Origin of the sequence: Photobacterium salinisoli, assembly GCF_003614885.1 — a bacterium.
GTDB lineage: Bacteria > Pseudomonadota > Gammaproteobacteria > Enterobacterales > Vibrionaceae > Photobacterium > Photobacterium salinisoli.
In genome coordinates, this window is the sequence record NZ_QZMS01000007.1 from 424171 (window position 1) to 439066 (window position 14896).

Consider the following 14896-nt stretch of genomic DNA (forward strand, 5'->3'; position numbering starts at 1 on the left):
AGGACTGAGATTGGATCAAAGGGTGCTGTTTCGTCACAGTAAAACCCTGGATTTAGATCTGGTGAAGGCGCTGTCCGGCCGACGCTTTGCCAGGGTGTTTGAGCTCGAAAAAGCCTGCTGGTCTGTCGTTCTGACCCAAAGCGCCAGTGAGTCTCTGGCTCTGATTGAACAGCTGCGCCGTACAGAAGGCATCACACTGGCAGAACCTGATTGGTTACAGGTCAGGCTATATAGGGACAGCGGCAACAGCCCTGTCTCCCGTGCACCTGCCGCCGCTGTCAGGCAGCAATTGTCACTGACCAGCTGGCCTGAACATGCCGGGCGTGGAGTGAAGATTGCGGTGATAGATTCTGCATTCAGCCTGTCAGATCCTATGCTTGATTCCATGCCTGTTGAGATGCATTACGACATAGATAACCGGCGCGCCTTACCGGTAAAGCCAGAACCGGCGTTGCTTGAGAGCGACACGTTACACGGTGATGCCAGTCTGGCCACCATATGGTCACGTCACCCTGATTACCCCGGCATTGCGCCTGATGCCAGTGCTATTTTATTACGCCGCGATAAAAACTGGACCTCGGACATTCTCATGTCGCTGCAATTGTCTTATCTGACGGGGGCTGATCTGGTTCAGGCCGCCTGGACTTTGCCTTTTACTCAGCAAGCGCTCACGGAGGCGTTAGATTATCTGTCCTATCGTGGACGGCAGGGAAAAGGCACTGTGATTGTCGCGGCTGCAGGTAATCATGCTGATCACCTCGATGATGGATTTTCACTGGCCGCTCAGCCTCAGGTGCTGACGGTAAATGCGGTGAGCCAAGAGGTGAAGTGGCCGGTGACAGGTAGCCATATTGTCAGCTATGTCGAGGTGCCTTATCAGGTATATGCCAGCGCGACGGGCAAATACAGCCTGGTGTATTCCAATTCATCAGCGGCAACAGCCGCCATGACAGGCGTGCTGGCGGCTGTGCTGAGTGTACAGCCGTCATTGTCTGCCAGTCAGCTGGCTCAGTTAGTCCGGCAATATAGTCAGCCAGCGTTGAATGCACAAAGCATGATGCATCATGTGCAACACAATCGTATGACGCATTAAAAGCGATCGGTTCAGGGAAGTCAGATTATGCAATTACAAGATTTAGCGTTGCCGGGCGGATTACATGTCCGGCCATCCAATTCCTCTGCCGCAGACAGGGTGTTTCTGGAGAAGCTGCACAATGAGCGTCGGGATGATTTGCGATTGATTGACGGCGAGAGAGATTTTATTGAATCGCTGATTGAGATGCAGTTCAACGCGATGAATCAGGGGTATGGCGATCAGTTCCCCAATGCCTTGTACTTCATTATTGAGTATCACAAAGAGGCGGTAGGACGGGCAGTACTCGATTTTTCGCAGGACAAAGTCCACCTGATTGATATTGCGTTTAAAAGAGAAGCAAGAGGACACGGATTGGGAGAGGCGGTCATTCGCTCATTCATGTATTCAGCCAGCCAGTTGAAAGCACCCATGATCTTGTCTGTCCAGCAGCTGAATCACAGTGCCAGACAGCTATACCTTAAACTCGGTTTTGTGCTTGATCAGATTGAACCGCCTTATGAGCGGATGATCTGGTATCCGCCCGGCACCCGTCAGATTTACGCAGGTCTCTGACGAGAAGGGTATCTGACAGCGTTACACCTGATAGCCAAACTGGGCGAACAAGCTGGCATGCGGTGTAAAATATTTATCAGCAATCGCGCGCGCTGGCGGACTCAGGCGGGCAATCTGGCGGGTATTGCGATTTTCCAGCGCGGATTGCTGCCCCTTGACCCAGCGAGGGGGCTGAAAGTCCAGGTCATCGAGTTCAGGGATAAAGTGGCGTATGGTTTCTGCGGTTTGTCCGGGGCTGTCGCACACATCTTCATAACGAATCAGTAAATGTGGCGAACTGCATTGTTGTAAATTGGCCTGTTGTTGCCTGAAACACCATATCACATGCTGTGCGGCCAACTGTTCAATACCGGGCAGATCGCGTCTGGCTCTGATAACAGATTCAAACATGGCGTACGGATTGCGGATCAGAAAGAGAAATTTTGCATCATCGAATTCCTCGGCCAGCATGGCCATTCTGGCAATATTGCAAGGCGATTTTTCGACGAAGATGCAGGCGTTATCTGATTGAGGCGTTGCCATTTCTTCCCACCGCCGGCGAATGGACGTCCAGTCATAGGCTGAGGGAGTGCGGAGTTTATTCAGGGTATTGAACTGACTCCAGACAAAGTGGCTGTTGTCCCGGTTGGGATTCGGACCGGCAAAACCAGCAATATAGTGCCCTTCGCCGGGCAGTGTGATGGCTTGTTTACAGTCGCCGAGCGCTGCCGACACCAGGGATGAGCCAGAATTATTCGGACTCATAATAAACAGGTGATGTTTGGCATGGTGAATTCGCTTGACGGGCCTGGCATCAAAAATCAGATGGATGCGGTCGGTATCAGAGCGGTTGATGACCCTGTGCAGATCCAGATTATTAATGTCGTACATGACGCCGGCTTTTAATTGATGCCGTTCCTTGCCCAGATAAAACTGCACATGGTCGTGAGTAATAATCGGAACATGTACTCTGTGGTATCGGGCAAATATCGGTGCGCTGTCTCTGTGTTCGGCAATTTCTCCACCTGCGGGTAATTTAGCAAACATCAGCTTGGCAATATCCAGGCGTGCGTAACCGTAGTATTGGGCAAAGCGCGCAAATATCGGGGCGAGGAGAGGCTGAACGACAGAGAGCAAGGAATCATTGCTTTCCGTGAAGGTATCGGTTTTAAAGTACAGCACGATACTTTCAGTTTGTTTGTGTACTTCATAGGTGTTTTGACGATAAGTGTTTGCCTTCCAGGCGGAATCCGGTAATTGTTTGAGGAACCGGCTAATGTCGCTGATATCGACGTCACCTATCTGAATGCAGGCTTGGTCAAGAAGCATATGTTGCCTGTATAAAGTCAAAAAGAGATAACAAACCTTATCGTTATTGTTGGATGAAAAGCAATCGCTATGACAGACAAGGAAGTGAAACTGAATTATGTCATGACCAGTTGTGCCCGTTTTCCCTTATTGCTTAAGGCAATGAAGAGCAGCTTACTGGTCAGCGCGCATAATCTCGACTGCTTGTTTGTGATAAGCAGTGACGGTGACGAAATAAAGGCTGAGCATGTGCGTCTGCCGCAGTTACAGGGGATTGCGCTTAGCGACGATCAACAACGTTTATCCTTAGCGGCTTATCATCAGGTATGGGATTATCAACGAATCACGGCATTGTCCGAACTGCACGCACCTTTTCCGTCTGCCCGGGACAGGGACGCCGTTTTTTACCCTTGTGGTGCAATGACGACCGGCTATCTCAACACCCATGATCTTGCCTGGGGGAAAGAGAAGCTGTACATGGTTAATACCCGGTTTAATTGCATCGCCAGTCCCGTCTATGGCAAAAGTTTTGAGATTGTCTGGCAACCTCCCTTTATTTCCGCGCTGGTGGCAGAAGATCGGTGTCACTTGAATGGCCTGGCACTCAAACACGGAGAGCCTGCATATGTCAGCTACTTTGCGGCCACCGATCACCGTTTTGGCTGGCGTGATGGCAGCAGTTTTGGGGGCGCCATTATGCGCGTTTCCGATGCACAGCCAGTCATTCAGGGTCTGTGTCTCCCGCATTCACCTCGTATTCATCAGAACTATCTTTACTTTTGCGAATCGGGTACCGGACGCCTGTGGCGATGTTCTGAAGCACGCTTGCCGGCATTGAAAAGCGATTTGGAACTGGTGGCCGAGCTGAATGGTTTCACCCGCGGGCTGCGTATTGTGGGAGATATGGCGTTCGTCGGGTTGTCGAAAGTGCGAAAGGCCAAAGACGGCTCATCCCGGCATATCGACATGCCTTTGCTGGAAAAACAACAAGATCTGCGCTCTGGCATTAGTGTGATAGATCTCCGTGATGGCAGTGAAATTGCCTGTCTGACTTTTTCGGGGGATTTGAATCAGATCTATGACGTTGAAATCGTTATTGGCTGTAATAACCCACTCATTTTGGATTCAAACTCGACAGAATTATCTGATTTATTTCACTTCTGACAAAGTTTCCCTTCATTTTTTTGCGTTTAAAATATCCTGTTATGTCATATTTTTCATATGGCTTTCTTGTACATTTATTAGCCTCTGATTTAATAGCTACAAGTTGCATTTAATTTTTTATTTTTTCTGTTGGAGCTAAGGCCCATTCCTGAGTAGTTGGCGGAAAGCGGGGTTGGCTCGTTTTGAAGCATCACACTATTGCAGGCAAATTATGAACAACGGGCTGATGATGTCGCGTTTAGCAAAAGCTACGCGGCAGTTTTTCGTATGTTCGGATGACGTGAATGTTGAAACACTCTCACTGCATCCCGTTAAGCAGGATGTGGCGAAGTGGGTCACCACACTGGCGCTGGGGCTGGCAGGCAGCCAGCTATTGATCGCTGGCGCTCACGCAGAAGTGAGCCAGCAACTCAGGTCACAGACCTCAGTTTCGGAACCCAGCGCTATTTCTCAGTCAGCGTCTTCCGGCCTTGAGTTTGATCTGAATACCTTTCTGGCACAAACCGAAAACCTCAATCGCAGTGTACAGTCGTCCAAACATATAGTGGGTGAACTCTCACCTGTTAACGCGCCGAACCGAAGTACACAAGCCGGCGAGGCGATGCTGGCCGCGGGTGAGTGCTATTTGTATATCTGTACCAATAACAATCAAGTCTGTTCGACAGATGCAGATTGTAATGATTCGGACACCACGCCACCCACTGTTAGTATCAGCAGCAATAAAACAGCCCTGAAATCGGGTGAAACCGCCACTATCACTTTCATTCTGAGCGAGAGCAGCAGCAATTTTGCTATCGGCGATGTAACTGCCATGGGCGGCACTTTGTCGAATTTCACCGGTAGCGGCACCAGTTACAGCGCCACCTTTACGCCGGCAGCCAACAGTACCGCCGGGGCGACCATCAATATCGCTGCCGGCAAGTTCACCGATGCCGCAGGCAACGGCAATACCGCGGCCACGCAGATAGCGATCACGGTTGATACCGTGCTGCCCACGGTCACCATCAGCAGCGATAAAAATGTATTAAAACAGGGCGAAACGGCCACCGTCACCTTTACCCTGAGTGAGATCAGCAGCGATTTTACTGCCGACGATGTGGCTGTGACAGGCGGCAGCTTGTCGAACTTCACCGGCAGTGGCACCAGCTATAGCGCCACCTTTACCCCAGATGCCAACGTCGCCAGCGGTACGATTGATATTGCTGCAGACGCGTTCACCGATGCCGCAGGCAACGGTAACACTGTAGCCGCGACGGAAACCATCACGGTGGATACCGTGCTGCCCACGGTGATCATCAGCAGCGATAAAACCGCGCTGAAACAGGGCGAGATCGCCACCATCATCTTTACCCTCAGCGAGAGCAGCAGCGATTTTTCCGCCGGCGATGTGATTGTTTCCGGTGGTGCTTTGACGAACTTCACTGGCAGTGGCACCAGCTATAGCGCCACTTTTACCCCAGATGCCAATGCCACCAGTGGTACGATTGATATTGCTGCAGACGCGTTCACCGATGCCGCAGGCAACGGCAATACCGCGGCCACGCAGACAACGATTACGATTGATACCGTGCTGCCCACGGTCACCATTAGCAGCGATAAAAATGTATTAAAACAGGGCGAAACGGCCACTATCACCTTTACCCTGAGTGAGAGTAGCAGCGATTTTGCCGCCGACGATGTGGCTGTCACCGGCGGCAGCTTGTCGAACTTCACTGGCAGTGGCACCAGCTATATCGCCACCTTTACCCCGGACACCAATGTCACCAGTGGTACGCTCGATATCGCTGCCGGTAAGTTCACCGATGCCGCAGGCAACGGCAATACCGCGGCCACACAGATAGCGATCACAGTTGATACCGTGCTGCCCACGGTCACCATCAGCAGCGATAAAAATGTATTAAAACAGGGCGAGACCGCCACCATTACCTTTACTCTCACTGAAAGCAGCAGCGATTTTACTGCCGACGATGTGGCTGTCACCGGCGGCAGCTTGTCGAACTTCACCGGCAGTGGCACCAGCTATAGCGCCACTTTTACCCCAGATGCCAATGCCACCAGTGGTACGCTCGATATCGCTGCCGGCAAGTTCACCGATGGAGCAGGCAACGGCAATACCGCGGCGACGCCAGAAACCATCACAGTGGATGCCGTACAGCCCACCGTGACCATCAGTAGTGATAAAGCTGTTCTGAAACCGGGCGAAACCGCCACCATCAGCTTCACTCTGAGCGAAAGCAGCAGCGATTTTGCCGCGGATGATATTGATGTTACCGGTGGCAGTCTGTCGAACTTCACCGGCAGCGGTACGACGTACAGCGCCACCTTTACGCCAGATGCCAATGTTACCAGCGGTGCAATCAATATCGCTGCTGGTAGATTCACCGATGCTGCTGGCAATGGGAATACTGCGACCACACCTGCAACCATCACAGTGGATGCCGTGCAGCCCACCGTGACCATCAGCAGTGATAAAACAGCCCTGAAATTTGGCGAAACGGCCGCTATCACTTTTACTTTGAGCGAGAGCAGCAGCGATTTTGCCGCCGGCGATGTGATTGTTTCCGGTGGTACGCTGTCGAATTTTTCAGGTAGCGGTACAAGCTACAGCGCCACCTTTACCCCGGACACCAATGTCACCAGTGGTACGCTCGATATCGCCGCCGGTAAGTTCACCGATGCCGCTGGCAATGGCAATACCGCGGCCACGCAGACAACGATTACGATTGATACCGTGTTACCCACGGTGACCATCAGCAGCGATAAAACTGTATTAAAACAGGGCGAAACGGCAACCGTCACCTTTACCCTCAGTGAGAGTAGCAGCGATTTTGCCGCCGACGATGTGGCTGTCACCGGCGGCAGTCTGTCGAACTTCACCGGCAGTGGCACCAGCTATAGCGCCACTTTTACCCCAGATGCCAATGTCACCAGTGGTACGCTCGATATCGCCGCTGGCAAGTTCACCGATGCCGCAGGCAACGGTAACACGGTAGCCGCGACGGAAACCATCACGGTGGATACCGTGCTGCCCACGGTCACCATCAGCAGCGATAAAACTGTATTAAAACAGGGCGAAACGGCCACTATCACCTTTACCCTGAGTGAGATCAGCAGCGATTTTGCCGCCGGCGATGTGATTGTTTCCGGTGGTACGCTGTCGAATTTTTCAGGTAGCGGTACCAGCTACAGCGCGGTTTTCACTCCAGATGCAGACAGTACGATGGGGGCAACGATTGATGTCGCGGCGAATGTGTTTAGCGACGCTGCCGGCAATGGCAATACGGTCGCGACTCAGTTCACGATCAGTGTGGATACTGTAGCCCCAAGCGTGACCTTAAATGCGGATAAACTAACGCTGAAACAGGGTGAAACCGCGAATATCACCTTTACATTGAGTGAAGACAGCACAGATTTTGAAGCGGCGGACGTCACTGTGAGTGGCGGGACCTTGTCGGGCTTTACCGGTAGCGGCAGCAGCTTTAGCGCGACCCTGACGCCGGTGACAGACGGCAATATCACCCTGGATATTAGCAGTGGCCGCTTTACTGATCCGAATGGCAACGGAAATCTGGCTGCAACTCAGTTGGTGGTGAATTATGACGGCACTGCGCCATATATCAGCGCATTGAGCCCGGCCGATGATGCCACAGATGTCAGCCGTAACAGCAATCTGACGCTGACTTTCAGCGAGGACATACAGACAGGCAATTCCTCAGGCACCCTGAGTCTGATAGATGCCACGGATGCAACAACGCTGGCAACATACGCAATGTCTGACACCGAGGTGAGCATTTCCGGCAATCAGTTGCTGGTGGATCCGAGTCGCAGTTTCACACCCACGCATACTTACTACGTCACCATGACCGGCGATGCCCTGACAGATATGGCGGGCAATGCCTTTGTCGGTATCAGTGGTGATTCGGTCTATAACTTCTCTGTTGCGAACGCCACACCGGTGGCGGTCGATGACGCGGTAACGGTTGCGGAAGATAACCTGATTGCTATCAATGTGCTCGACAACGACAGTGATGCAGACAGCGATCTCAATGCGGCCAGTGTCACCGTCGTCACGGCACCTTTGCATGGTGCCACCAGCATCAATACCGGAACAGGTACTATTACTTTTACGCCGGATGCGAATTTCGCAGGGACAGATACCTTCAGCTATCAGGTTCAGGATGTTTACGGCGCGGCATCTTCACCAGCTACCGTCACTGTGACAGTGACACCTGTGGCCGATGCACCGGTAGCAACCGCTGATGTCAGCAGTACGGATGAAGATACGCTGGTGGTGCTGGATGTGCTGGCTAACGACAGCGATATTGATTCAGGCGATCTTCTGCAGCCAGCCACACTGACAATTATCACTCAGCCTTCGCACGGCTCGGCCACGGTTGAAAACGGCAAGATTCATTACCAGCCTGAAACAAACTACGAAGGCACGGATACCCTGACCTATACCGTCGAGGACAGCACAGGGCTGGTATCCAACACCGCGACTGTGACCATGAATGTCGCTGGAGTGAATGACGCCCCTGTCACTGAGGCGGATATCTTGTCGGTTAACGAAGATGAGAGCGGTGCGATTGATGTGCTGGCCAACGACAGCGATGTCGACGGCTCGCTCAATGCCGGTACGGTACAGGTGATCACCCAACCACAGCATGGGCAGGCCAGTATTGCGGCAGACGGCAAGGTGACTTATACCCCAACGGCTAACTTCTTTGGCAATGACAGTTTCACTTATGTCGTTCAGGACGATCTGGGTGCAACGTCCCAGCCAGCCACGGTTACCGTGACTGTGGTCAATGTGAACGATGCGCCAGTGGTCGTGAACGACACGGCTACTTTACTGGAAGATACGCCGCACACAGTGAACGTACTGGGTAATGATCAGGATATCGACGGCACGATAGCCGCGAATACATTAACAATAGTGACCCAGCCGGCTCAGGGTAGTGTCAGCGCAGACAGCAATGGCATGGTGAGCTATACCCCGGCGGCGAATTTCAGCGGTGAGGATCAGTTTACATACAAAGTGAGCGACGATCTGGGTGCTGAATCCAATATCGCGACTGTGACCATGACGGTACAGGCCGTGAATGATGCGCCGGTTGCCAATGCCGATCAGGTAACTACTCAGGAAGACACGGCGGTTGATATTGTTCTGATCAGCAATGACAGTGATCTGGACGGTACGCTTGATCTGAGATCCATTCAGGTGTTGACGCCGCCTAAGCTGGGTCAGGTGCTGGATCTGGGTAACGGTAGCCTGCGCTATACCCCGGATGCGGATCAGTCCGGGAATGACAGCTTTACTTACACCATTGCTGATAACGAGGCCGAGGTTTCCAATACAGCCACGGTTTCAGTGACGATCGAAACGGTCAATGATGCACCGACCCTCAGCGGTACACCAGTGCTGAGCGTCGATCAGGATCAGAGCTACGAGTTCCAGCCAGTGGCTGCGGACGTAGAGAACGATGGCCTGACCTTCAGTATTTCTCATCTGCCCGACTGGGCGAGCTTTGATTCGCAGACCGGGCGTTTGTATGGCGTACCGGATAATGATGCCGTAGGCAGCGTCAGCAACATAGTGATCAGTGTTACTGATGGCGATAAATCTGCCTCGCTGCCGCCGTTCACCCTGACAGTCAACAATGTGAATGATGCGCCTGTTATCAGCGGGCAGCCTCAGGATCAGGTGTCTGAAGATACTCAGTACAGCTTTATCCCTCAGGCCTCCGATATCGATGCGGACACGCTGACCTTCAGCATTGAGAACAAGCCACTATGGGCCAGCTTTAATACGCAGACAGGTGAGTTATCCGGCACACCGGATAACAGCCATGTCGGCAGCAGCAGCGGCATTATTATCAGTGTCAGCGACGGCAGTGAATCGGCATCTCTGGCAGCCTTCAGTATCAGCGTGATTAACGTCAACGATGCGCCGCAAGGGGAAAACCTGGCGCTGACTCTGGCTGAAGATACCAGCCTGAGTATTACCCCGACCATGACAGATGTCGACAGCACAACATTGGGTTTGCTGGTGGGCGAGCCGCCGTTACACGGTAGCCTGGCCGTGCAGGGCAGTGGCTGGTTGTATACCCCCCATGCCGACTTTAACGGGGTCGACAGTTTCAGTTATCAGGTGACAGACGGCGACACGGTATCCGGTACCTATACCGTGTCGCTTGCTGTGACTCCGGTCAATGATCCGCCCGTGATCGTGTCTGATACCTATCACTTTAAGGCCAGTGACTCGGGCCGTTATGTGCTGGATGTGCTGAGTAATGATACGGATATTGATCAGGATCTGCTGAATCTGCTCTGGGTGACGGCGGTGAAAGGAACAGCCAGCATACAGAATGGTCAGCTGGTTCTGGCCACCACTCGGCAGGGTACGTTTTCGCTGAAATATGGCGTCAGCGATGGTGAGGGGAGCCAGCAAATCGGCCAGGTGATTGTGGTGATTGAGTCGGCGGTGAGTCAGCCTCCGACGATCCAGCCCCCGGCTGATATTGAGCTGAACGCAACCGGTTTGTTTACCAGAGTCAATCTGGGCGTTGCCAAAGCCACAGACAGTAAAGGCAGGCCACTGGCTGTCTCTCTGGTTGATCAGACACCCGTTTTCAAGCCGGGTACGCACACGGTTTACTGGCGGGCAGTGGATGCGCAAGGGAATGAGTCCCAGGTCAGTCAGCAGATTGTTCTGCACCCATTAATCACACTCTCTAAAGATGACCACACCACGGAAGGGACGACACACAGTATCCGTGTGTACCTTAACGGCCCTGCGCCCGATTACCCGGTAACGATTCCTTATACTGTATCAGGCAGCAGTGATGCGAATGATCACACCCTTATTGATGGTGTGTTTGAGATTCACGAGGGAACACAAGGTGCTATTGCGTTCGATGTTCTGAACGATGGTCTGCCCGAAGGGCCGGAAATCTTGAAGGTCACTCTATCGCCCGCGCTGAACCTTGGCAGTAAGTCAGATTACACACTGACTATCTCAGAAGAGAATTTAGCGCCAAGGGTAACCACGGATGTCAGCCAGGATGGCGACTCCCGGCATGTTGTGGATATCTCAGGCGGCCAGGTCACCGTCAGTGCGCACGTCACAGATCAGAACAGTGGCGACAGTCACAGCTATCTGTGGGAAGCCAGCCACAGTGCGATTGCCAATATCAGTACTGATGATGAACACTTCATTTTTGCCCCGGACGTGCTGGCGCAGGGTATATACAGCCTGAAACTGACCGTCACGGATAACGGTACGCCTGCTCAGTCTGTGATTAAAGACATTTACCTGGAGGCGGTGACTCAGTTACCACAGTTAGGCAGCGAGGACAGTGATGGCGATCTGCTGCCCGATAATCTGGAAGGTTTTACAGACAGCGATGAAGACGGTATTCCGGATTATCTGGATATGGCGGCAGACTGTAATGTCATACCTGAGCAGGTTCAGGTATCAGGCCGCTATCTGCTGGAAGGCGACCCGGGTGTTTGCCTGCATAAAGGCGTGACGATTGCAGGGAATCAGACGGGGGGCGTACAGCTGCTGGCCAGTGAAATCCCGCTAGATGCAGAGGCCAGAAACATTGGTGGTGTGTTTGACTTTATCGCTTATGGTTTGCCGGTAGCCGGTCAGCGTTATCAGGTGGTACTGCCTCAACGTTTACCCATACCGGCAAACGCGGTCTATCGCAAATACACAGCGAGCCAGGGCTGGAAAAACTTTGTCACGGATGCGCAGAACCTTGTGTTTTCAGCGCAAGGTGAGGCGGGTTACTGTCCGCCTCCGGGCGACAGCCAATGGCAGGCCGGATTACAGGAAGGGTACTGGTGCGTGCAGCTAACCATAGAAGATGGTGGCCCGAATGATGATGACGGCCTGGCCAATGGCAGCGTGCTGGATCCGGGCGGTGTGGGTGTCCCTCTGAGTGCGAATTTGTCACCATCGGCGGTGGATGACGCTGTATTGCTTAACCGGAACGGAAACATAACGATTGATGTGCTGGCCAATGACACGGATGCCAACAATGATCCCTTGTCTGTGATGGCTGCTTCGGTTGATTTCGGCGTTGTAAATCTGATGGCTAATCAGATCCACTATAGCGCTCCCGATGGTTTCTATGGCGATGCGACCATCAGTTACAGCATTTCAGACGGGACCGGCGGTACGGCGAATGCGGAAGCGAAAGTGACAGTGCTGAACAGTGATTACCCGGTTGCAGTGGACGATATTATTCAGACCGACGATAAAACGGCAGTGGTCATTGCTGTGCTGGAGAATGATACCGATGCAGATGGTGACAGTTTGTCTGTCATCTCTGCGATAACCACACGCGGCACAGTCAGGATTAACAGTGACCAGAGCCTGACATTTACGCCCGAAGCCGGTTATGAAGGAGAGAGCATTATTACTTACCAGATAGAAGATGCGACTGGCCTGCAAGCCAGTGCGCAGGCACGTGTTACTACCAGGCTCAGTGAGGGCACAGTGGTGAAAAACCGTGCAGGAGGAGCTGTGACTGCTCTGATGCTGGTCTTACTCGGTGGTTTGGCCGTCATCCGGCGCTGGGGGGGACGGCTGCTTGCGCTGGTATTGGCGCTGATCAGCTTTAACAGCCAGGCAGCCTGGTTTGTGGATGCCGAACTGGGCGTGAGTGAAGCCAGCGAGCGACATACCCAGCCGGCGGAGACTCTGGTCTCACAAGATGACAGCGATACGGCTGTGTCACTGGGTGTGGGTTATGAAACCCGTCATCACTGGCTGCTGACGGCCCGCTATCTGGATCAGGGGGACGGCAAAGCCACACTTCAGCCCAACAGCTCTGTATCTGATAGCTATCATCAGAGTGTGGTCAAGGCCACACCTGTGCTGACCTCTGGTGTGGCGCTGGACGTGCGTTACCCCGTGGTGTCTGATAAGGATTTTCGCTTTCTGGTCGGTGGGGGTGTCTATCGCTGGGAAGCGGACTACAGCAGTACGTTTCAGGGGCAGACAATCCGTTCATCCGACTGGGGTGTCGATCCGTATTTGACTGCGGGGCTGGATTATCGCATTGCACCGGCATGGCGGGTCGGGGGTAAATTCAATCGGTATTTTATTGATATCAACGATGTCAGCCAGATCACATTGACGCTAAGTTATCAGTTTGGGCAGTAGTCCGTAGTCAGAAATCATCGCCAGGTAAATCGCAATCTGAGCAGCCCAATGCCGGCGTTTGTCAGCATTGGGGCTATGGCGGTTAGTACTATCCACTCAGACAAACTGAGAGAAATACTTCCCTTTGATTTGCGTCGTGGTGAAGGTTTTCACTCTGACATTGGGTGACCAGTGGTTGATTGGCCAGCCAGCTTTTTGTTTCAGCGCCTTGATAAAGGCAGCCGGCGAGGCCAGTTTATCCCACACCTGGGGCAAAAAGACCGCCTGCGAATGGTGTTCTGTCAGGATCACGCCCACTTTGTGCTCTTCAAGATAGGCGATCAGTGCTTCCTCGGAATCGACCTGCAGCAGTTTAGGATCGGAAAGCACTGAAATCTCTATGGTCAGGCTGCTGAGCTGCTCTTCGGTCAGCGGCATGAAGCGTCTGTCCTGATAGGCGCTGTCTCTGGCTTTATTGTGCACTTCAAGTACCAGAGGCTCATTGGCGGTCACCGTCCCCAGACAGCCCTGCAATTCGCCGTCGACTTCCAGGGTCACAAAACATGCGCCGTTGGCGAGTAACTTGCGATTGTATAAATCCAGTTGCGGTGGTCGCGGCAATGCTTCAGAGAAATGGCTGCGAATGGCCTCTCTGGCGATATCCAGCAGTTGGGTCATTTCCCCTTTATTCAGGGCCGGTTTTGGTGGTGGCGGACACGAGGTAACTGACATATCCAACGACTCTCTCCTTATCTCCGGCTTCTGTGTCGCCGGAGTTTTTGTATTCTATTTGTGTTAAGAAATAGCCTCTTTGCTTTGCCAGTAATAACAAGGTGTTGATCCCGGTCGACCCGCAGGCTTGCTGCGGCGTCAGACTGGGGTCGAACGTTTCGATCACTTTCAGGGTGCGGTGATCGATATCCTGTGCATCTGCATAGGGGTGGTAATGGCTCAGATCACTGCTAATCACCAACAGGGTGTCGTCCTGCCACAGGGGATCGATAATCTCTGCCAGCCGGGATGGTGCAATGCGACCGGTCAGAATAGGTAGCAGGGTAAACGCAGAAAGGCAGCTTTGCAGGAATGGTAACTGTACTTCCAGGCAATGCTCCAGTTCGTGTATGCGATCTGATAACTCAATATCATTCAAATGCGACAGCTTTTCAACACCTTGTAAGTCGATTTTGACGTCACCTAACGGTGTGGCGAAATACTGGTCAGCAGGCAGGGCACAACCGTCAAACGCATAATGGTGGCTGGGGCCAATCAAAATCACTTTGCGATACTGACTGTGTGCTTTTTTCAGCCGGCGAAAAGCATTGGCCGCCACTTTTCCGGAGAACATGTATCCCGCATGCGGCACGATCAGCGCCCTTGGCATCAGCTCAGTTTCACAGGGTTCAGCAAACCATTGCTGAATCTGTTTTCTCAGTCCGAGCGGTGAAGCCTGATAAAACCGCCCGGCCACAGCGGGAGCGCGAATGCTCATTGTCTGGCCTTTGACATAGGTTATTACTGCAACAAGGTAACGCACCGCTTTCAAGCGAGAACAGAGCGCCACCAACTATAGTTAAGTATAGGAAGGAATAATGACCGGGCTGTTACCAGAACTGTTACCAGAACTGTTAGCGGCACCTTTC

General features: G+C 52.7%; 7 protein-coding genes. 4 read left to right on the forward strand and 3 right to left on the reverse strand.

Translation table 11 applies throughout. The features are described from left to right. The first annotated feature begins 10 nt into the window (after nt 1-10). Both D6M16_RS02695 and D6M16_RS02700 read left to right on the forward strand, forming a co-directional pair. Nucleotides 11-1093 carry a S8/S53 family peptidase gene (locus D6M16_RS02695; RefSeq protein WP_205576818.1) on the forward strand — a complete coding sequence of 361 codons (1083 nt, stop codon included), beginning with the start codon at nt 11-13 and terminating at the stop codon, nt 1091-1093. Between the two features lie 27 nt (nt 1094-1120). Next, nucleotides 1121-1648, forward strand: a complete 528-nt coding sequence (locus tag D6M16_RS02700; protein ID WP_120510455.1) for a GNAT family N-acetyltransferase — start codon at nt 1121-1123, stop codon at nt 1646-1648. A gap of 21 nt (nt 1649-1669) precedes the next feature. Here D6M16_RS02700 and D6M16_RS02705 read toward each other — a convergent pair whose 3' ends face one another. Further along, nucleotides 1670-2956, reverse strand: a complete 1287-nt coding sequence (locus D6M16_RS02705; RefSeq protein WP_120510456.1) for a sulfotransferase — start codon at nt 2954-2956, stop codon at nt 1670-1672. 69 nt (nt 2957-3025) lie between these two features. Between D6M16_RS02705 and D6M16_RS02710 the strand changes: the two genes are divergently transcribed. Both D6M16_RS02710 and D6M16_RS02715 read left to right on the forward strand, forming a co-directional pair. Beyond that, nucleotides 3026-4099 (forward strand): TIGR03032 family protein, encoded by a 1074-nt coding sequence (locus D6M16_RS02710; protein ID WP_120510457.1) that lies wholly within the window; start codon nt 3026-3028, stop codon nt 4097-4099. Between the two features lie 211 nt (nt 4100-4310). After that, nucleotides 4311-13277, forward strand: a complete 8967-nt coding sequence (locus tag D6M16_RS02715) for an Ig-like domain-containing protein (protein ID WP_120510458.1) — start codon at nt 4311-4313, stop codon at nt 13275-13277. Nucleotides 13278-13373: 96 nt separating this feature from the next. Here the strand turns inward: D6M16_RS02715 and amrA are convergent, their stop codons facing one another. Both amrA and amrB read right to left on the reverse strand, forming a co-directional pair. Further along, complete coding sequence (gene amrA, locus D6M16_RS02720) at nt 13374-13988, reverse strand: AmmeMemoRadiSam system protein A (RefSeq protein WP_120510459.1); 615 nt, start codon at nt 13986-13988, stop codon at nt 13374-13376. Next, the gene (gene amrB / locus D6M16_RS02725; protein WP_120510460.1) at nt 13942-14745 is read right to left on the reverse strand and encodes an AmmeMemoRadiSam system protein B; all 804 of its coding nucleotides are present in this window, start codon (nt 14743-14745) and stop codon (nt 13942-13944) included. The genes amrA and amrB overlap by 47 nt, the downstream gene beginning before the upstream one ends. Nucleotides 14746-14896: the final 151 nt, after the last annotated feature.

What these genes read in the sequence shown, in the direction of transcription:
- D6M16_RS02700 (WP_120510455.1), top strand. Translation starts at nt 1,121, where the DNA reads ATGCAATTACAAGATTTAGCGTTGCCGGGCGGATTACATGTCCGGCCA.
- D6M16_RS02705 (WP_120510456.1), bottom strand. Translation starts at nt 2,956, where the DNA reads ATGCTTCTTGACCAAGCCTGCATTCAGATAGGTGACGTCGATATCAGC.
- D6M16_RS02710 (WP_120510457.1), top strand. Translation starts at nt 3,026, where the DNA reads ATGACAGACAAGGAAGTGAAACTGAATTATGTCATGACCAGTTGTGCC.
- D6M16_RS02715 (WP_120510458.1), top strand. Translation starts at nt 4,311, where the DNA reads ATGAACAACGGGCTGATGATGTCGCGTTTAGCAAAAGCTACGCGGCAG.
- amrA (WP_120510459.1), bottom strand. Translation starts at nt 13,988, where the DNA reads ATGTCAGTTACCTCGTGTCCGCCACCACCAAAACCGGCCCTGAATAAA.
- amrB (WP_120510460.1), bottom strand. Translation starts at nt 14,745, where the DNA reads ATGAGCATTCGCGCTCCCGCTGTGGCCGGGCGGTTTTATCAGGCTTCA.